The sequence below is a fragment of the Thermus tenuipuniceus genome (genome assembly GCF_002964845.1).
GTDB classification, from domain to species: Bacteria; Deinococcota; Deinococci; order Deinococcales; family Thermaceae; genus Thermus; species Thermus tenuipuniceus.
Genome location: NZ_PRDA01000018.1, coordinates 1 through 17,640, shown reverse-complemented (window position 1 = coordinate 17,640; position 17,640 = coordinate 1). Strand labels below are relative to the sequence as shown.

The following is a 17,640-nucleotide window of genomic DNA, read 5'->3' as shown; positions in this document are numbered from 1 at the left end:
ACCCCAGGGCCGGGAGGCTTTGTGCTAAAACCAACGATGCAGTAAACTTGATATAGGTAGGCTTAGGCTATGGACGAGAAGGGAGAAAGGAGGGAAACCATGCTGCCAGAGACCTTGCCCGTCTGCCCGGTGAGGGGGTCGGTCATCTACCCCACCATGGTCATGCCCATCGATGCGGGGAGGCCTGTTTCCATCCGGGCCATCGACGAGGCCTTGACCCGGGAGCGGGTGCTACTTATCGTGAGCCAAAAGGACAAGGAGGTGGAAAACCCCAAGCCCTCGGACCTCTACGAGGTGGGGACCGCCTGCAACATCCTCAAGATGCGCAAGAACCCGGACGGCTCCGTCCAGGTGCTGGTGCAGGCCTTTGCCCGGGTGCGGGTCAGGGAGTGGCTGGACCTGGGGGACCACCTCGAGGCCAGGGGGGAGGTGCTTTCCGATGAACCCGCTGACCCCACCTTGGTCAAGGCCCTGGTGCGGGAGGTAAAGGACAAGTTTCAGGCCCTTCTTAAGGAAGGCAAGTACCTGGCTCCCGAGGTGGCCCAGTTCGTCTTGAACCTGGAAGACCCGAGCCAACTCGCCGATTACATCGCCTTCCACATGGACTTCCGCCTCGAGGACAAGCAGAGGGTTTTGGAGACCCCCAATGTGGCGGAGAGGCTAAAGCGGGTTTTGGTTCTCCTCGAGGCGGAGCTGGAGCTCATCGAAACGCAAAGGCGCATCCAGCAGCAGGTCAAGGAGGAGATCGACCGCAACCAGCGGGAGTACTTCCTGCGGGAGCAGATGAAGGCCATCCAGCGGGAGCTCCACGGGGAGGAGGGCGCCGAGGAGGTGGAGGAGTTCCGCAGGAAGGTGGAGGAACTCAACCTGCCTCCCGTGGTGCGGCAGGAGGTGGAGCGGGAGCTCAACCGCTTCGCCCGCATGCACCCCGATTCCGCCGAGGCCAGCGTCATTCGCACCTATCTGGACTGGATCGTGAACCTCCCCTGGAACACCCGCACCGAGGACAACCTGGATCTAAACCGGGCCAAGGAGATCCTGGAAAGGGATCACTACGGTTTGGAGAAGGTAAAGGATCGGGTTCTTGAGTACCTGGCGGTGCGAAAGCTCAAGGCAGAGCGGGCCAAGCGGGGGGAAATCCCACCGGACGAGGTGAACAAGGGGCCTATCCTCCTCTTCGTGGGGCCTCCTGGAGTGGGGAAGACCTCCATCGCCAAGAGCATCGCCGAGGCCTTGGGCCGCAAGTACGTGCGGATCTCTTTGGGCGGCGTGCGGGATGAATCCGACATCCGGGGGCACCGGCGCACCTACATCGGGGCCATGCCCGGACGCATCATCCAGGGCCTGCGCCAGGCGGGCACCAAGAACCCCGTCTTCCTCCTGGACGAGGTGGATAAGCTGGGCATCTCCTACCAGGGGGACCCCGCGGCGGCCCTCTTGGAGGTGCTGGACCCCGCCCAGAACAAGGAGTTCGTGGACCACTACCTGGGGGTGCCCTTTGACCTCTCCGAGGTGATGTTCATCTGCACCGCCAACTTCCCCCAGAACATCCCCGCCCCCCTCTGGGACCGGATGGAGGCCATCGAGTTCACCAGCTACATCGAGCAGGAAAAGCTGGAGATCGCCAAGCGCTACCTCCTGCCCCGGCAGATGCGGGAAACTGGCCTCCTCGAGGGCCAGGTGGTGATCACGGAGGCAGCCCTCATGCGCCTCATCACCCATTACACCCGGGAGGCCGGGGTGCGCCAGCTGGAGCGGGAGATCGGCTCCCTTTTGCGCAAGGCGGCCCGGCAGATCCTGGAAGAGGGCAAGAAACGGGTGCGCATCACGGAGAGGGACCTGGAAAAGTACCTGGGCCCGCCCCGCTACTTGCCGGAAACCGAGGCCCGCGAGCCCCAGGTGGGGGTGGCCACGGGCATGTACTACACCCCGGTGGGCGGGGACATCATGTTCGTGGAGGTGTCCGTGATGCCCGGTAAGGGGAACCTGATCCTCACCGGGCAGCTTGGGGATGTGATGAAGGAATCCGCCCGGGCGGCGCTTTCCTACGCCAAGCGGAACGCCGAGCGCTTCGGCATCCCCTTGAAGCGCTTTGAGGAGTCCGACATCCACATCCACGTGCCGGCGGGGGCCATCCCCAAGGAGGGGCCTTCGGCCGGGGTGGCCATCGTGAGCGCCTTGGTCAGCGCCCTCACCGAGGTGCCCGTCCGCCACGACATCGCCATGACCGGGGAGATCACCCTCACGGGCAGGGTGCTTCCCATCGGCGGGGTGAAGGAGAAGGTGCTGGGGGCCAGGCGGGCGGGGATTAGGGAGGTGATCCTTCCCAAGCAAAACGAAGCCGACCTCAGCGACATCCCCAAACCCCTGCGGCAGAACATGACCTTCCACTTCGTGGAGCACCTGGACCAGGTCCTGGACCTGGCCCTGGTGGGCGGGCTCAAGGCCTTGGAGCATAGGGCCCGGGAGACCAGGGCCAAGGGGTCCAGGGCACGGTCCAAAAAGGAAGTGGTGGCCCATGCCTAGGGGTGGCCTCTAGCGGGTAAAGGGGTACCCTTTCTCCCCGCCGGGTGGCTTGCCCGGCGGGGCTTTGTTTCTATGATTCAAGGGCCTTTTGGTACACCTCCAGGTAGGCCTGGGTGATCCTTTCGGGGTGAAAGCGGGCGATGGCGTACTCCCGGGCAGCCTTGCGCATGTCGGGGAGCTTGGGATGGGCGAGGAGGTCCAGCACCGCTTGGGCGAAGCCTTCCAAGTCCCCAAGCTCCACCAGCCGGCCCACCTCGGGCCGTACCAGCTCGGGAACCCCTCCCACGGCGGTGGCCACCACGGGAACCCCGCTCGCTAGGGCCTCGAGGGCCGCCTGCCCGAAGGATTCCTCCTCCGAGGCCAGCAGGAAGAGATCGGCGGCCCCCAGGATCTCCTCGGGATGGGGAGTGGGGGGATGGAAGGTGACCCAGCGCTCCACTTCGAGTTCCTCCGCAACCCGCTTCGCCTCCCCTTCCTCTGGTCCCTTCCCCAGGAGAAGGAGCCTGGCCTGTACCTTCCTCCGCACCTTGGCGAAGGCCCGCACGATATCCGGCACCCTTTTGATGGGGCGGAAGTTGGAGGCGTGCACCAAAAGCCACTCCCCTTCCTCCGCATAGAGCTTCTTGCGCTCCGGCCTGGGGTAGAAGCGGTCCGGGTCCACGGCATTGTGGATGACCACGGGGCTAACCCCAAAGGCCTTTTGTGCCTCCTGGGCTAGGGCCCGGCTCACCGCAGTGGTGGCCTTGGCCCTTTGGAGGGCCTTCCGGGTGGGTCCGTGGAAGGCCGGGTCCATGCCCAGCACCGAGACATCGGTGCCGTGGAGGGTATGCACCAGGGGGAGTTCCTCGCCAAGCCCCAGGTAGGCAGCGGCGGCGTGGGGGATGGCGTAGTGGGTGTGAACCAGCTCCGGGCCAAGCCGCCTGGCCTCCCGCTCCAGCACCCCGGCCAGGGAGAGGGTGTAAAGGGGGCCAGGGAAGACGGGGTAAAAGGGCAGGTCCACGGGGATGTAGACCACAGGGCTATCCTTGGGCAGTCGGAAGGGCCTTTCCGTGGCGAAAAGGTAAACCCGGTGGCCCATCTGGGCCAGGCGGTGGGCCAGCTCCGTGGCCACGATGCCGCTACCCCCGAGGCCGGGGTAGGCCACTAGGCCCAGCCTCAGCACCCTCACGCCCAAACCCGCAAAGGGGGAGAGGAGAGAACCCACCCCCCCGGACCCTTGCCCATGGGAGACGCACCTTTAGGATGTTCCCCGGTTGGTTGCCTGAAGAAAGCCATGCTCCCAGTTTAGCGTAGGGGCCGAGGAGCGCTCAGGGCCGCCAGCCTGAGGGGCTTGCGGGATAAGGAGGGTTGGCCCCGCGGGGGACCTCGAGGCGGAATAGCCGCGAGAGGAGGACCACGCCCCCCGTGGTTTGAGCCTGGGCAAGGGCCCGGTGCAGGAGTTGGGAAAGCTCAAGGAGGAAGCGGTCTTGTCGTTCCTTGGGCACAGGAAGGGCCCCAAAGGTGAAGCAGGCGGGGTTCACCACCGGGCAGTGGGGTTCAAGCCTTAGCTTCCCCCCCAGGAAGTAGACCCGCCAGGCCCCGAGGTCCACCCGGTATCCCGCGCGCAGGTGGTCTTGGTACTGGCTGGAAAGCTTGCGCCAAAGCTCCTGGGCCTCCTTGCCCGAAGGGCCAAGGGTGTACCGCCACTCCCGGGCCCCCGCCTGGGTTAGGGTTTGGCTGCGGGTAAGCCGCCAGTCTTGGGCCAGGGCCCCAGGTAGGGCCAAGAGGGCCAGGATCGCCAGCCACCTGGATATCCGCGCGCCCATGCCTTCAAGGTGCCATGACAGGGGCAAGGGGCATGTGAGGAATGGGCCTGAGTCTTGGAATGAGGATGCCCTAGCCCCCTCAAAGGCTTCTTAGGATTTCCTCCCCCTCCTCCATGTAGGCATCCCAGGGAATCAACACGTACCCCCGGCCTGAATGGGCGGCGTAGTAGGGGAGGTCCAGGCGGAGGGGTGTGTGCACCTGCTTAAGCTCCTGCACCAGGGCGGGAGGGGGTTTTAGGTAAACACGAGGACGGAGCCTTTCCAGAAGGAGGCTCAAGCGGAAAACCCAGAGGGTTTTCCCGTTCCCCTTCCGGTGAGAGGTTCCTTGGCGCTTGAGGGGCTTCATGGCTCAGTTCCTTTGGACCTTCTTGTTCAGGAAGTCCAGGAGCAGGTACCTGCCGATGTTGCCAGGGTGGGTGAGGTAGGCCTTACCCCGGGTAATCTGGGAAAGCTTCTTCACGAAGGCCAGGAGTTCCGGTTCCCGCGCCAGCATGAAGGTGTGGATGGGGATGCCTTCCTTACGGGCTAGGGTGGCTTCTTTTAGGGTTTCCGCCAGGATCAGGGGATCGAGGCCCCAGGCGTTTTTGTAGATCTCCCCGCTGGGAAGAGTGATGGCCGAGGGCTTGCCGTCGGTGATGAGGATGATCTGCCGCATCTCCCCGCCCATCTTTTTCAAGAGGGTCCTGGCCAGCTCCAGCCCCGCCTTGGTGTTGGTGTGGTAAGGGCCCACCTGGGCCAGGGGGAGCCGGGAGAGGGGGATCTCCTCAGCGGTGTCGTGGAAGAGGACGAAGCGCACACGGTCCCCGGGGTACTGGGTGCGGATCAGATGGGCCAAGGCCAGGGCCACCTTCTTGGCAGGGGTGAAGCGGTCCTCCCCGTAGAGGATCATGGAGTGGGAGCAGTCTAAGAGGACCACGGTGCTCATGCTGGCTGTGTACTCGGAGAGGTCGATGACCAGGTCCCCGTGGGAGAGTTCCGTAAGTCCCTTGACCATGGCCTTTTTGAGGGTTTCGGGCACGTTGAGCTCCAAGGGGTCTCCCCACTCCCACTCCTTGGTTTCCCCTGTCTTCTCCACCCCTGGGGCGTGGTGGGGGGTGGGGTGGAGCCCAGGAGCGTTCCGGCCCAGGGCCCCGAGGAGCTCTCGGAGGCTTTTTAAGCCCAAGAAGTCCGAGGCCTTTTCCGTGAGCTCAAACCGGGCCTCACCCGCCTCGCCCCTGTACCCGCCCTGGGCGGGGTGTGTGGGGTCTTCCCCGGGAAGGCGGATGTATCCGGCTTCCCTTAGCTTTTCCAGCATCCGGGTGAGGGCCTGGTGGAGCCTTGTGTCCTCCTTGCGCTCGGCGGAGCGGGCTTCCCTAAGCCAGTCCTCCGGCACCAGCTCGTTTTTGAGGAGGGCCTCGAGGAGCGCATCGTAAAGGTCCTCCAGGGTGGGCTGGCGCTCGGGGTCGGGGTCGTAGCGCTGGAAGGGATTGGAAAACCCGGAGTCCAGGAGGAAGTCCTCGAGGAGGCTCAGGATCTCCTCGGGGGAGAGGTCCTCGAGGCTTCCCTCGTAGCGGCTATAGCGAATGGCCTTCATCCATCCTCCTCAGCACCCGGCCCATAAGCTCTGTTGGGCCCAAGGAGGGCCAGGTCTAGGTCCGAACCCCGCCCTGCCTCTTGCCGGGCATGGGAGCCGTAGAGGATAAGCTTTACCCCCCGCCCCTGGGGGTAGGGCGCCAGGGCTTGGAGCACCGCCTCCTTGTCCCGCTCCAGGCTAGTTGCCATAGCTCCGCGTCCTCTCCGCCGCCTGGTAGCTCATCTCCCCTCGGGCGAGCTTCCTCCTGCCCACCAGCCCTTCCAGGATGAACTCCGCCGCCGAAAGGAGCGCCTCAGACTCCTGGCTTTCCGCCAGGGTCCTTGCCGCCTCCAGGAGGCCCGGTACCTCCTCCATGGCGTTCAGGGCTTCCTCCACGCTTCCCTCGGGCAGGGTGAGGAGGTTTCCCTCTTCAAAGTAGGCCACGATGGCGTCGGTCCTCAGGCGGTAGCGGGGGAGGACCATACCGAAGGCCCTTTGCACCAGGTCCCGGGCCACCTTTTCCGCCCCCTGGAGCTCCCCCTCGTACTCCAGCTCCAGCTTCCCGGTGATGGCGGGAAGCCCCGCATAGAGATCTAGGGGACGGGCCACAGGCCTGGTGCCCTGAAGAAGAGCCCGCCTTTCGGCGCTGGCGGCCACCACCTCCAGAAGGCTGATGGAAAGGCGCTGGGAGACCCCAGCGGTCTGGTCCACCCGCCGGTCCTCCCGGGCGGCAAAGGCCACGGCCTCCACGGAGAGGCGGATCCATTCGGGGGTGGCCACCCCTTCCGGCACATAGGCCTCCTGGGCGCTGATCCTGGCGCCTTCCTCCAGGCTGCGGGGGTAGTGGGTGCGGATCTCGCTGCCGATCCGGTCCTTTAGGGGCGTGACGATGCGGCCCCGGGCGGTGTAGTCCTGGGGGTTGGCGGTGAAGACCAGCCAGACGTCCAAGGGCAGTCGGATGGGGTAGCCCCTTATCTGCACGTCTCCTTCCTCGAGGATGTTGAACAGGGCCACCTGCACCTTGGGGGCCAGGTCCGCCAGCTCGTTCACCGCAAAGATGCCCCGGTTGGCCCGGGGCAGGAGGCCAAAGTGGATGCTTTCCAGGTCGGCTAGGCCCGTACCCCTTCGCGCGGCCTTGATGGGGTCCATGTCGCCCAGCAGGTCCGCCACGGTGGTGTCGGGGGTAGCCAGTTTCTCCACATAGCGCTCCTCCCGGGTTATCCAGACGATGGGAGCCTCGTCTTTGGCCTCCTCCAGAAGCCGCTTCCCTTCCGGCGAGATGGGTCTTAGGGGGTTGTCCCTAAGCTCGGTGGCCAGGGCGGGGATCTCCTCGTCCAGAAGGTTAACCAAGCTGCGAAGGATGCGGCTTTTGGCTTGGCCCCGGGTGCCCAGGAGGATGAAGTTTTGCTTGGCCAGGATAGCCTGGACCAAGGTGGGGATGACGGTGTCCTCGTACCCGTGGATGCCCGGGAAAAGCCGCTCCCCTTTGCGGAGCTTTTCCTTAAGGTTTTCCCGGGCCTCGTCCTTGACGGTGCGCTTAAGCTTATCCAAGGGATAGGTGCGCCGGAGTTCGCCGAGGGTCTTGGCCTTCACCCCTCCAGTTTAGGGCGAGAGGGGGTTAGGGATTTGTGGCGGAGGGTGGCAAGGGGTTGGCATGGGGGCGTGAACCGGGCGAGGGACTGGGGGGAGCAAGCCAGGTACAACCTGCGCCATGCCCAAAGCTCCTCCCTTCCCCGAGCGCCTGGTCCTCCTTCCCCTCATAACCCTCGCCTAACGCCCTTCTCATCCCCTAGCGGTAAGGTGCCTCTCGTGGAGATCCATGGCACCACCATCTTGGCCGTACGCAAGGATGGGGTCACCGCCTTGGCCGGGGATGGCCAGGTTACCTTCGGCCAGACCGTTCTCAAGCGGGGGGCGGTGAAGGTGAGGCGCCTCGAGGTGGGGGAAGGCATCCTGGTGGGTTTTGCCGGTGGGGTGGCGGATGCCTTAAGCCTCCTGGAGCGCTTTGAGGAGAAGCTCAAGGAGGCTAAGGGCAACCTGCTCAAGGGGGCGGTGGAAACCGCTAAGCTGTGGCGCACCGACCGGGTGTTGCGCCACCTTCAGGCCATGATCATCGCCGCCGACCGGGAGGGGATGGTGCTCCTCTCCGGGAGCGGCGAGGTCATCACCCCTGAAGAACCCCTTTTGGCGGTGGGGTCTGGGGGTCCCTACGCCTTGGCGGCGGCCAAGGCCCTCTACCGGCACTCCAGCCTTTCCGCTCGGGAGATCGCCGAGGAGGCCCTTAGGATCGCGGCTGAGGTGGATCTTTACACCTCGGGCCAGGTGACGGTTCTCACCCTGGGGGAAGCATGAACCTCACGCCTGCGGAGATCGTCCGGGAGCTTTCCAAGCACATCGTGGGACAGGAGGCAGCCAAGCGGGCGGTGGCCGTGGCCTTAAGAAACCGGTACCGCCGGAAGAAACTTCCGCCCGAGGTGGCCCGGGAGGTGACCCCCAAGAACATCCTCATGATCGGGCCCACAGGGGTGGGCAAGACGGAGATCGCCCGCCGCCTGGCCCGCCTGGCGGGGGCTCCTTTTGTCAAGGTGGAGGCCACCAAGTTCACCGAGGTAGGCTATGTGGGCCGGGATGTGGACGCCATCGTGCGGGACCTGGCGGAGGCCAGCTACCAGCTGGTGATGGAGGAGATGAAGAAGAAGGTGGAGGAAAAAGCCCTGGCCTTAGCCGAGGAGGAGCTGGCCACCCTCCTGCGCGCTTCCGTGGCCGAGGTGCGTGCGGGGCGGCTGGATAGCCTCTCGGTGGAGGTGCAGGTGGAGGAGGAGATGAGCCTCCCCTTCATGGGCGTCCTCGGGGGTGAGGGCTTTGGCGGCATGGGGGAGATGCTCAAGGGCCTGCTTCCCAAGCGGCCGGTGCGCAAGCGCATGACGGTGAGGGAAGCCCGGGAGGTCCTCAAGAACCAGCACGCCGAGCGCCTCATCGATAAGGAGGAGCTGAAGGAGGAGGCCAGGAGGCGGGCCCAGGAGGACGGCATCGTCTTCATCGACGAGATCGACAAGGTGGCCCGTCGGGAGGGTACCGTGGGGCCGGATGTGTCCGGCGAGGGGGTCCAACGGGACCTCCTGCCCATCGTGGAGGGCACGGTGGTTTCCACCCGCATTGGTCCGGTGTCCACCGAGCACGTGCTTTTCATCGCCGCCGGGGCTTTCCATGTGGCCAAGCCCTCGGACCTCATCCCCGAGCTCCAGGGCCGGTTCCCCATCCGCGTGGAGCTTTCCCCCTTGGGCCCCGAGGAGTTTTACCGCATCCTGAAGGAGCCGGAAAACTCCCTGATCCGCCAGTACACGGAGCTTTTAAGGGCAGACGGCACGGAACTCGTCTTTCACGAGGACGCCCTAAGGGCCATTGCCGAGGCGGCCTACCGGGCCAATCAGGAGCTGGAGGACATCGGGGCCAGAAGGCTGGCCACGGTTTTGGAACGGGTGCTGGAGGAGGTGAGTTTCCAAACCGATCTGGGCCGGGTGGAGATCACCCGGGCCTACGTGGAGCAGAGGCTCGAGGCGGTGTTCGCCTCGCCCGACCTTACGCGGTACGTGCTTTAGGAGGGAAGAAGATGCGCTGGTTCCTTTTGGCCTTGAGCTTGCTGGTTGGGCCTGCCCTGGCCCAGACTCCCCCGCCTCCCGGTCAGGCAGCGCAGGATGCCTTCCGGCTTGGGGTGCAGCTTTACGCCCTGGGCCGGTACGAGGCGGCCTTAGAGCTCTTTGAGCGGGCCTTGAAGGAGAAACCCCAGGACCCGGATGTCGTCTACTGGCTGGCCCGGGCCCAGCTCAAGGTGGGGCTCCTTAACCCCGCCTTGGAGAACGCCAAGGGGCTGGTGGCCCGGAACCCCCGGTACATCGGGGGGTACATGGTTCTTTCCGAAGCCTATGTGGCCCTCTACCGGGCCGCGGAGGACCGGGAAAAAGGTAAGACCCACCTGGAGCAGGCCCTTACCGTGTTGCGCGATGCCGAGCGGGTGAACCCCCGTTACGCTCCCCTTTACGCCCAAAGGGGTTTGGTCTACGCCTTCCTGGGCCAGGCGGACAAGGCGGAGGAGGCCTTTAAGAAGGCCCTTAGCCTGCAGGATTCCGCAGAGGTGAGGGCGGCTTTGGCTGAGCTTTATCTGGCAGCAGGCCGCTTGGATGAGGCCTTGGAGCAGTACGGCAAAGCGGTCCAGCTTTCACCCCAGGATGGGAATCTAAGGGTTCGCTATGCCTCAGCCCTCCTGCTGAAGAGCCGGGCGGAGGAGGCAGCGAGGGTTTTGGAGGAAGGCCACCGCCTCAAGCCCTTGGACGCCGAGGGCTGGTACACCCTGGGCCAGGCCTATTTCGTCCTAGGCCGCCTCAAGCAGGCAGGGGTGGCCCTGGAGAATGCGGTGGCCTTGGCTCCCTTGCGCTTCCCCGTAGCCTACTACTACCTGGGTCAGATCTACCTGGCCCTGGGGGATGCCCAGAAGGCCAAAAGCCGCCTCACGGTGGCAGTCCGCCTCGAGCCCAAGCGGGCCGAGTACCGATACCAGCTCTGCCTGGCCAACGAGAAGCTGGGGGACAAGGAGGGTGCCCGCTACCAGTGTCAGGAGGCTTTAAAGTTGAAGCCCGGCTACAGGGAGGTGGAGGAGGTGCTTAAGCGGCTTTAGGGGGTATTGCCAACCTGGTAGTGAATGAGATCACTTAAAGGGCATCCCGGACGGGGTGCCCTTTAAGGACTTTTGCCCCTGGACAGCCTAACGGGGCGGGGGTATAAGGGGTGAGAAGGCGCGGTAACGGGTGGGGCGCTCCTTTGGGAACGCGGGCTGGCACGGGGTGAACGGCCGGTGCTGCGCAAGCCCATAGGGGAAAAGCCCCTCATCTGCCCTTACTGCGCCACGGGATGCGGCATGATCGCCGCGGTGCAGGAGGGGAAGCTGGTGAACCTCGAGGGCGATCCCGACCACCCCATCAACCAAGGGGCCCTTTGCTCCAAAAGCCAGGCGGCCCGGGGGTTTGTGCAAAGCCCATACCGGGTCACCAAGGTGCTCTACCGGGCCCCGGGCTCTGAGCGCTGGGAGGAGAAGGACTGGGAATGGGCCCTGGACCGGATCGCGCGCCTCATCAAGGACACCCGGGACCGCGGCTGGGTGGAGGTGGACGACCAAGGCCAGGTGGTGCGGCGCACCGAGTCCATCGCCACCTTGGGCACCAGCGTGGGCTCCAACGAGGAGGCCTACGCCATGAGCAAGTTCTTCCGGGCCCTGGGCATCGTCTACATTGAGCACCAGGCCCGCCTCTGCCACTCCTCCACGGTGCCGGCCCTGGGCAACAGCTTCGGCCGCGGGGCCATGACCAATCATCCCATTGACTTCAAGAACGCCGACGTCATCCTGGTCCAAGGCGGGAACCCAGCAGAACAGCACCCTCTCACCTTCCGCTGGATCCTCGAGGCCAAGGAACGCGGCGCCAAGCTCATCGTGGTGGACCCCCGCTTTAATCGCACGGCTTCCAAGGCCGATATCTTTGCCCAGATCCGCCCGGGCACCGATATCGCCTTCATGGGCGGCATGATCCGCTATATCCTGGAAAACAAAGGCTACGACGAGTTCTATGTCAAGCACTACACCAACGCCTCCTTCCTGGTCCACCCGGAGTTCAAGACCGCCACGGAGCTGGACGGTCTCTTTTCCGGCTACGATCCGGAGAAGAAGTCCTACGACACCACCACCTGGGCCTACCAGGTGGACGAAAACGGCCAGGTCAAGACCGACCCTACCCTGCAAGACCCTCAGTGCGTGTTCCAAATCCTGAAGCGGCAGTACGAGCGCTACACCCCCGAGGTGGTGTCCAAGATCACCGGGATCCCCGTGGAGAAGCTCTTGGCCATTTACGACCTTTACTCCTCCACGGGCCGCCCGGACCGGGCCGGGACCATCACCTACGCCATGGGGGCCACCCAGCACACCTACGGTACCCAGCACATCCGCACCTACGCCATCGTTCAGCTCCTTCTCGGCAACATCGGCCTTCCCGGCGGCGGGGTGAACGCTCTCCGCGGCCACTCCAACGTGCAGGGCAGCACGGACTTCGCCCTTCTTTACCACGACCTCCCCGGATACCTGGGCCTGCCCACCGGGGACAAGCCCACCCTGGAGGAGTGGATTGCTTCCAAGGTACACAAGGCCAACCACGCGCCTTCCGCCAACTGGTGGCAGAACTATCCCAAGTACTTCATCAGCCTGCTCAAGGCCTGGTGGCCCAAGGTGGATCCCAAGGAAGCCTACGGTTACCTGCCCAAGCTTTCCCCTCACAAGGGAGGGATTCCAGATAAGAGCGCCGATTATTCTCACTACGCCATCTTCCACGCCATGTTGGCTGGGCGGATCGAAGGGCTCATCGCCATTGGTCAGAACCCGGCCAACTCGGCGGCCAACGCCAACCTGGCCCGGAAGGCCCTAGACCACCTGAAGTGGTTGGTGGTGGTGGACCCCATGGAGACCGAGACCGCCGCCCACTGGAAGCGGCCCGGGGTTAATCCCAAGGAGATCCAGACCGAGGTCTTCCTTCTGCCCTCGGCGGTGTGGGCGGAGAAGTCCGGGAGCATCACCAATACCGGCCGCTGGGCCCAGTGGTACGACAAGGCCCTGGATCCTCCAGGTGAAGCCAAGGAGGAACTCTGGATCCTCACCGAGCTGGTACGGCGCCTTGAGAAGCTCTATGCGGAGGAGGGCGGGCCCAACAAGGAGGCCATCCTGAACCTCTCCTGGTGGGAGCACTCCAAGCATATGGCGGAGGAGGTGGCCAAGGAGTACAACGGCTACGACCTTACCACCGGCAAGCTCATGGCCAAGTTCGCTGACCTCCGGGACGACAGGACCACCGCCTGCGGTAACTGGCTTTACTGTGGAGCCTTCACCGAGGAGGGGAATAAGATGGCCCGGCGCGATCCCAGGGATACCCATCCCCTGGGCCTGGGGCTCTTCCAGAACTGGGCCTACGCCTGGCCCGCCAACCGGCGCATCCTCTACAACCGGGCCTCCACCGATCTCAACGGCCAGCCCAGGAACCCTGCCAAGTGGCTGGTGCGCTGGAACCCTAAGGAGGAAAAGTGGGAAGGGGACGTTCCCGACGGCGTGGCGCCCCCGGAGAAGGCCCTGCCCTTCATCATGCTTCCCGAAGGCGTGGGCCGTCTCTTTGCCGCCCAGCTCAAGGACGGTCCCCTGCCCGAGCACTACGAGCCCTGGGAGAGCGCCTTGGCCAACCTGATCTCCGGTCAGGACAAGAACCCGGTGTGCAAGGTCTGGGTGGGCGACCTGGACGTCTACGGCACCCCCGAGGAGTACCCCATCGTGGCCACCACCTACCGCCTCACCGAGCACTGGCACACGGGGATGATGAGCCGCAACGTCCCCTGGCTTTTGGAGCTCCAGCCTGACCCCTTCGTGGAGATGGACGTGGAGCTGGCCAAGAGCCTGGGGGTCAAGAACGGGGAATGGGTGCGCATCAAAAGTGCCCGCGGCGAGATGAAGGCGGTGGCCCTGGTCACCCCCAGGGTCCAGCCGGTGAAGGTGGGGGATAAGACCCTGCACCAGGTGGGCATCGTCATCCACTGGGGTTACCAGGGCGGGAACCCGGGCGACTCCGCCAACCAGCTCACCCCCCAGGCCCTGGACCCCAACACCTTCATCCAGGAGACTAAGGCCTTCTTGGTGAGGATTGAGAAGGCGTAGGAGGTGGGGGATGCCGAACCCGAACGATTTTGCCATCCTGTTCGATGCTAGCCGTTGCATCGGCTGCAAGGCCTGCCAGGTGGCCTGCAAGCAGTGGAATGACCTCGAGGCGGAAAAAACGGAGAACCGGGGAAGCTACGCCAACCCCCCCAGGCTTACGGCCCATACCTGGATCTCCATGCGCTACTACGAGGGCTTGAGGCCGGATGGCGACCCCTATTTTGACTTCATCCGGGGGTCTTGCATGCACTGCACCCACGCCCCTTGCGTGGCCAGCTGCCCCACTGGGGCCATGGCCCACCGGGAAGGCGGGGTGGTCACGGTGGACGAGAAGACCTGCATCGGTTGCCGTTTCTGCGTCCAGGCCTGCCCCTATGAGGCGGTCCACTTTGACGAGGCTAAAGGGGTGGTCCACAAGTGCACCATGTGCTACGATCGCATCTCCAATGGCGACCAGCCGGCCTGCGTCAAGGCCTGCCCCACCGATGCCCTGACCTTTGGGACGTATCAGGAGATCCGGGCTTTGGCAGAGGAGAGGTTGCGGGTGCTCAAGGAGCGGGGTTATGCCAGGGCCAATGTTTACGGACTAGCGGAGCTTGGGGGCACCCACATCCTCTATGTGCTCACCGAGCACCCGAGCCAATACGACTTACCTAAGGCGGTCCGGGAGGCGGAAAAGCGGGCGGCCACAGGCTGGCTCTCTGCTGGCATCGCCGCCGCGGTCCTGGGGGCGGGGCTTAAGTTTATCGTGGAGCGGCGCGAAGCCCTCAAAGGAGGCGGCCAATGATCACTGTAAACTTTCCTAACCCTATAGGCGAGGAGCACTGGGGTCTTTGGATTGTCTTCTACTTCTTCCTGGCGGGAGCCACAGGGGGGGCTTACTTGCTCAGCGTCCTCTTCTACGGCAAGGACCAGGGCTTGGTGCGCCGTAGCGCCCTGTGGGCGTTCCTGGGGGTGGCGGTGGGCGCTGGCTTGCTGGTCATAGACCTAGGCCAACCTTTGCGGTTTCTTAACCTTTTCTTGAACGGCTTTCACCCGGCCTCGGTCATGTGGCTGGGCAGTTGGTTCTTGGTCTTGGCTGGGGCTGGGCTTTTGTGGGTCTACCTTAGGCCCACCTCTAGGGGAGTGCAGCAGGGAGTGGCGGTGCTGGTGGCCTTGGTGGTGGGGTACACCGCGGTGCTCCTGATGCAAACCGCCAAGCCCTTCTGGAACGCCTCCCCCCTGCTTCCCTGGCTCTTCTTAGCCTCGGCGGCCACGGCGGGAGGGGCGCTCTTGCAGCTTTGGTATCCCCATGAGAAGCTGAGCCGTTTGGTCACTGCCTCCGCCCTTGCGGAAGGGGCAGTCTTGGCCTTGCACCTCATCTGGACGTATCCGGTTGCGACTCCTGGCGTTTTGGCCCTCCTGGTGGGCCCTCTAGCCTGGGCCTTCTGGGGGTTTGTGGTGGTAGGATGGGGTCTTCCCCTTTTCTTGGAGCGGAGGAACGTGGCCCTGGCGGCCCTTCTCACCCTGGTGGGGGCTTTCCTGCTCCGCTACTTCGTGGTGATGGCAGGCCAAGTGTAACCTTAAAGCCCCCGCCCCTAAAGGGGCGGGGGTATCCTTTACCCTAAGGGAGGTAAACCCGTGGAAATCCTGGAGGCGGTGCACCGTAGGTTGAGCCAGCTTGGGAGGCGTCGAGAACCCTGGCCGGAAGCTTTAAAAGAAGCTCTGTTGGATGTGCATCAGGCGGTGGAGCAGGTGGCTCCGGGTCTACTTTCCGGCGTGCGGCTTCCTACCCAAGACAAGCTCTTGGAGGATGCGCAGCGCTTGCGAAGGGGTGAGGTTCCGGAGGATGCAGCTTATGCTTTTTGGCTTCACCAGGCCTTGCGGCTTATTTCCTGGCCGGAAGAGGGGGAGAGTGACCTCCCAGGGAAGGATTGGGCGGAGCGTTGCCCTGCGTGTGGAGGTTTTCCAGATGTGGGATACCTCGATGCGGAAGGGCGTCGCTTTCACGTCTGCGCCTTTTGCGATACGAGCTTCCGGGCCTTGCGCTTAGCCTGCCCTTACTGTGGAGAGGCTCGAGCGGACCACCTGGTCTACTACGAGGAGGGCCCTTACCGGGTTTACGTGTGCCGTTCCTGCGGGGAGCGCTTTGTGGTTCAGGACCTGAGGCTGAAAGCGGAGCTGGATCTACCTGTCCTTAGGGCCCAGGCTGCTCGGTACGCCCTGGCGGAGGAGGAGGATGTGGAGGTTTGAAGGGGGCCGCTTTCAGGAGGAGGCCTATCCCTTGCCGGAGGAGGAGCGATTCCTCCTCTTGGTGAACGGCAAGCCCTGGGCTTCCTTCAGCTATACCCCTGGGGATGAGGTCTACCTCGCCCTAGGCCATCTCTTCCTGAGCGGGGTGCTTTCGGGCCTCGAGGGGGTGCGGTGGCTGGTGGGCCAAGGGGTGGTGGCCGTGGACCTGCCCGGGGATCCCGAGAAGGGGGTCGGGGTGCGGGATAGCGGTTGCGCCGCGGGGCTACGCTATGGTGAACCCAGGCTTTCCCCCTTGCCGAAGGTACCCCTGGATCCCGAACTGCCCCTGGAGCTCATGGCCCAACTGCGCCAGCGTGCGGTGCGCTACGCCCGGACCCGGGGCATACATGGAGCGGCCCTCTTTGACCTTTCCGGACGGCTTCTCTACCTCAACGAGGACATCGGCCGCCACAACGCCGTGGACCGCCTGGCAGGGTACATGCTCCTGGAGGGCGTGAGGCCTCCCGTGCTCTTGGCGGTAACCGGCAGGGTGAGCCAGGAGATGGCGGGCAAGGCCATTGGCATGGGCGCGGTGCTCCTGGCAAGCCGCACGGGGGCAACTGCCCCTGCGGTGGCCCTGGCCCGGGCCTACGGCCTTGCCCTGGCAGCCTACGTGCGCCCAACAGGCTACCGCCTCTACGCCCCAGGCGGTATGCCGGTACCCGAAGGGGTTCTCAGGCCTTAGGCTCTTCCTTCTTCTCCTCGCCCTCCTGTAAACCCTTTTTGAACTCCCTGGCCGACTGGCCAATGCCCCGGGCCAGCTCGGGAAGCTTCTTGGCGCCGAAGAGGAGGAGGATGACGAGAAGGATAAGGAGGATTTCCACGGGACCTAAGCGCATGGGGCCATTGTAGCATGCCTTGACCCTCTTGGGGTCAAGTGTTATCGTGGCCTCTGGGGTGGCCTTAGGCCCCGGGGCGTAGCGCAGGCCGGTAGCGCACCTGCTTTGGGAGCAGGGGGTCGCCCGTTCAAATCGGGCCGCCCCGACCACGCGGGAGTAGCTCAGTTGGTAGAGCATCGGCCTTCCAAGCCGAGGGTCGCGGGTTCGAGTCCCGTCTCCCGCTCCAGATGGCCGGGGTGAAAACCGCCCCGGCCTTTCTCGTGGGCCCGTAGCTCAGGGGACAGAGCAGCCGCCTTCTAAGCGGTAGGTCGGGGGTTCGAATCCCTCCGGGCCCGCCAACTCCAAGACGAAACCCTTTGCCTCCCGGCGGCCTGGCCGGGGGGGTGTTTCCTGTGGTTTGCGCCAAACCGGCACTTCCCGACTGGGGGGTGGCGCAGGACCCCGCCATTGGCCGCGTCAGCGCCTTGGGCCTCGTGCGCCCCCTCACCAAACCCAAGGCTATGGAGGGCAAGCCCTTATCCCTGGGGGAGGCCTGAAGCCTGTACCGCACCCATAGGGTGAGGAGCGGCGTGGTGCTCCTGGAGGAACCCAAGGGCCTCGGGCCCTGGGGCGCGGGGTGGCGAAGGGTTTCCTGCCCCGCTTGTGGACGGAAGCCTGCCTGGCGGCCTCCGCCGCGGCGGGGACTTTGAGGGCTTTCCTAGGGCCAGCCTCCTTCGTCCGGGGCGCTAAAAAGCGGTAAAGGTTCCTTAGCCCCGGCCGCCGAAGCCCGCATCCCAGGAGGGGCTAGGGCGTTGCCGAAGCGGTGAAGCGGACCTTGGCCGCCTAGAGAAGGAACCGAGAACTGAAGAGGAATACGAGCCTCAAAACTTGCACTTATCCACCCCCCGCATACCCATGCGCCAGGGGACCACT

At 64.5% G+C, this 17,640-nt stretch carries 16 protein-coding genes, 3 tRNA genes and 1 pseudogene; 13 read left to right on the top strand and 7 right to left on the bottom strand.

Translation table 11 applies throughout. From position 1 onward, the window contains the following. Positions 1-99 precede the first annotated feature (99 nt). Positions 100-2,526 (top strand): endopeptidase La, encoded by a 2,427-nt coding sequence (gene lon, locus C2847_RS08020; RefSeq protein ID WP_105317948.1) that lies wholly within the window; start codon positions 100-102, stop codon positions 2,524-2,526. 70 nt (positions 2,527-2,596) lie between these two features. Here the strand turns inward: lon and bshA are convergent, their stop codons facing one another. From bshA to C2847_RS07990, 6 genes are all read right to left on the bottom strand, one after another. Then, entirely contained in the window at positions 2,597-3,694 is a 1,098-nt protein-coding gene (gene bshA, locus C2847_RS08015) for an N-acetyl-alpha-D-glucosaminyl L-malate synthase BshA (protein ID WP_105317947.1), read from the bottom strand. A gap of 139 nt (positions 3,695-3,833) precedes the next feature. Then, positions 3,834-4,331 (bottom strand): hypothetical protein, encoded by a 498-nt coding sequence (locus C2847_RS08010; RefSeq protein WP_105317904.1) that lies wholly within the window; start codon positions 4,329-4,331, stop codon positions 3,834-3,836. 79 nt (positions 4,332-4,410) lie between these two features. Then, positions 4,411-4,677, bottom strand: a complete 267-nt coding sequence (locus tag C2847_RS08005) for a hypothetical protein (RefSeq protein ID WP_105317903.1) — start codon at positions 4,675-4,677, stop codon at positions 4,411-4,413. A 3-nt stretch (positions 4,678-4,680) separates the two neighbouring features. Continuing rightward, positions 4,681-5,904, bottom strand: coding sequence for a vWA domain-containing protein (locus C2847_RS08000; RefSeq protein ID WP_105317902.1), 1,224 nt, complete (start codon positions 5,902-5,904; stop codon positions 4,681-4,683). Then, the gene (locus C2847_RS07995) at positions 5,901-6,092 is read right to left on the bottom strand and encodes a nucleotidyltransferase domain-containing protein (protein WP_244187385.1); all 192 of its coding nucleotides are present in this window, start codon (positions 6,090-6,092) and stop codon (positions 5,901-5,903) included. Before C2847_RS07995 ends, C2847_RS08000 begins: the two co-directional genes overlap by 4 nt. Then, positions 6,082-7,476, bottom strand: coding sequence for a sigma 54-interacting transcriptional regulator (locus C2847_RS07990; protein ID WP_105317901.1), 1,395 nt, complete (start codon positions 7,474-7,476; stop codon positions 6,082-6,084). Before C2847_RS07990 ends, C2847_RS07995 begins: the two co-directional genes overlap by 11 nt. Positions 7,477-7,692: 216 nt before the next feature. Here C2847_RS07990 and hslV point away from each other — a divergent pair, with 216 nt between their 5' ends. The 8 genes and pseudogenes from hslV to C2847_RS07950 all read left to right on the top strand — a co-directional run bounded on the left by hslV (position 7,693) and on the right by C2847_RS07950 (position 16,574). Continuing rightward, a complete protein-coding gene (gene hslV, locus C2847_RS07985; protein ID WP_015716902.1) occupies positions 7,693-8,235 on the top strand; it encodes an ATP-dependent protease subunit HslV in 543 nt (180 codons plus the stop codon). Further along, entirely contained in the window at positions 8,232-9,482 is a 1,251-nt protein-coding gene (gene hslU / locus C2847_RS07980; protein WP_105317900.1) for an ATP-dependent protease ATPase subunit HslU, read from the top strand. Before hslV ends, hslU begins: the two co-directional genes overlap by 4 nt. Before the next feature lie 11 nt (positions 9,483-9,493). Further along, on the top strand, positions 9,494-10,555 hold the full coding sequence (locus C2847_RS07975) for a tetratricopeptide repeat protein (RefSeq protein WP_105317899.1): 1,062 nt from the start codon (positions 9,494-9,496) through the stop codon (positions 10,553-10,555). Between the two features lie 117 nt (positions 10,556-10,672). Further along, positions 10,673-13,618: pseudogene (gene fdnG / locus C2847_RS07970) on the top strand (formate dehydrogenase-N subunit alpha); the annotation flags it as partial. 10 nt (positions 13,619-13,628) lie between these two features. Continuing rightward, on the top strand, positions 13,629-14,405 hold the full coding sequence (locus tag C2847_RS07965; protein ID WP_105317898.1) for a 4Fe-4S dicluster domain-containing protein: 777 nt from the start codon (positions 13,629-13,631) through the stop codon (positions 14,403-14,405). Next, positions 14,402-15,178, top strand: a complete 777-nt coding sequence (nrfD, locus tag C2847_RS07960) for an NrfD/PsrC family molybdoenzyme membrane anchor subunit (protein ID WP_105317897.1) — start codon at positions 14,402-14,404, stop codon at positions 15,176-15,178. Before C2847_RS07965 ends, nrfD begins: the two co-directional genes overlap by 4 nt. A gap of 393 nt (positions 15,179-15,571) precedes the next feature. Beyond that, positions 15,572-15,850 carry a hypothetical protein gene (locus tag C2847_RS13095; RefSeq protein ID WP_483028320.1) on the top strand — a complete coding sequence of 93 codons (279 nt, stop codon included), beginning with the start codon at positions 15,572-15,574 and terminating at the stop codon, positions 15,848-15,850. Beyond that, positions 15,837-16,574 (top strand): formate dehydrogenase accessory sulfurtransferase FdhD, encoded by a 738-nt coding sequence (locus C2847_RS07950; protein ID WP_105317895.1) that lies wholly within the window; start codon positions 15,837-15,839, stop codon positions 16,572-16,574. The genes C2847_RS13095 and C2847_RS07950 overlap by 14 nt, the downstream gene beginning before the upstream one ends. Here C2847_RS07950 and tatA read toward each other — a convergent pair. Beyond that, a complete protein-coding gene (tatA, locus tag C2847_RS07945) occupies positions 16,564-16,728 on the bottom strand; it encodes a twin-arginine translocase TatA/TatE family subunit (RefSeq protein WP_018112255.1) in 165 nt (54 codons plus the stop codon). The two genes, C2847_RS07950 and tatA, sit on opposite strands and share 11 nt — an antisense overlap. Before the next feature lie 72 nt (positions 16,729-16,800). Here tatA and C2847_RS07940 point away from each other — a divergent pair. From C2847_RS07940 to C2847_RS12285, 4 genes are all read left to right on the top strand, one after another. Continuing rightward, positions 16,801-16,877, top strand: a tRNA-Pro gene (locus tag C2847_RS07940). 1 nt (position 16,878) lies between these two features. Further along, positions 16,879-16,954, top strand: a tRNA-Gly gene (locus C2847_RS07935). A 36-nt stretch (positions 16,955-16,990) separates the two neighbouring features. Next, positions 16,991-17,066, top strand: a tRNA-Arg gene (locus C2847_RS07930). 45 nt (positions 17,067-17,111) lie between these two features. Next, the gene (locus C2847_RS12285) at positions 17,112-17,264 is read left to right on the top strand and encodes a hypothetical protein (RefSeq protein WP_164835673.1); all 153 of its coding nucleotides are present in this window, start codon (positions 17,112-17,114) and stop codon (positions 17,262-17,264) included. Positions 17,265-17,640 lie beyond the last annotated feature (376 nt).

Coding starts and splice junctions, on each gene's coding strand:
- lon (WP_105317948.1), top strand. CDS start 100: ATGCTGCCAGAGACCTTGCCCGTCTGCCCGGTGAGGGGGTCGGTCATC.
- C2847_RS08010 (WP_105317904.1), bottom strand. CDS start 4,331: ATGGGCGCGCGGATATCCAGGTGGCTGGCGATCCTGGCCCTCTTGGCC.
- C2847_RS08005 (WP_105317903.1), bottom strand. CDS start 4,677: ATGAAGCCCCTCAAGCGCCAAGGAACCTCTCACCGGAAGGGGAACGGG.
- C2847_RS08000 (WP_105317902.1), bottom strand. CDS start 5,904: ATGAAGGCCATTCGCTATAGCCGCTACGAGGGAAGCCTCGAGGACCTC.
- C2847_RS07995 (WP_244187385.1), bottom strand. CDS start 6,092: ATGGCAACTAGCCTGGAGCGGGACAAGGAGGCGGTGCTCCAAGCCCTG.
- hslU (WP_105317900.1), top strand. CDS start 8,232: ATGAACCTCACGCCTGCGGAGATCGTCCGGGAGCTTTCCAAGCACATC.
- C2847_RS07975 (WP_105317899.1), top strand. CDS start 9,494: ATGCGCTGGTTCCTTTTGGCCTTGAGCTTGCTGGTTGGGCCTGCCCTG.
- C2847_RS07965 (WP_105317898.1), top strand. CDS start 13,629: ATGCCGAACCCGAACGATTTTGCCATCCTGTTCGATGCTAGCCGTTGC.
- nrfD (WP_105317897.1), top strand. CDS start 14,402: ATGATCACTGTAAACTTTCCTAACCCTATAGGCGAGGAGCACTGGGGT.
- C2847_RS07950 (WP_105317895.1), top strand. CDS start 15,837: ATGTGGAGGTTTGAAGGGGGCCGCTTTCAGGAGGAGGCCTATCCCTTG.
- tatA (WP_018112255.1), bottom strand. CDS start 16,728: ATGCGCTTAGGTCCCGTGGAAATCCTCCTTATCCTTCTCGTCATCCTC.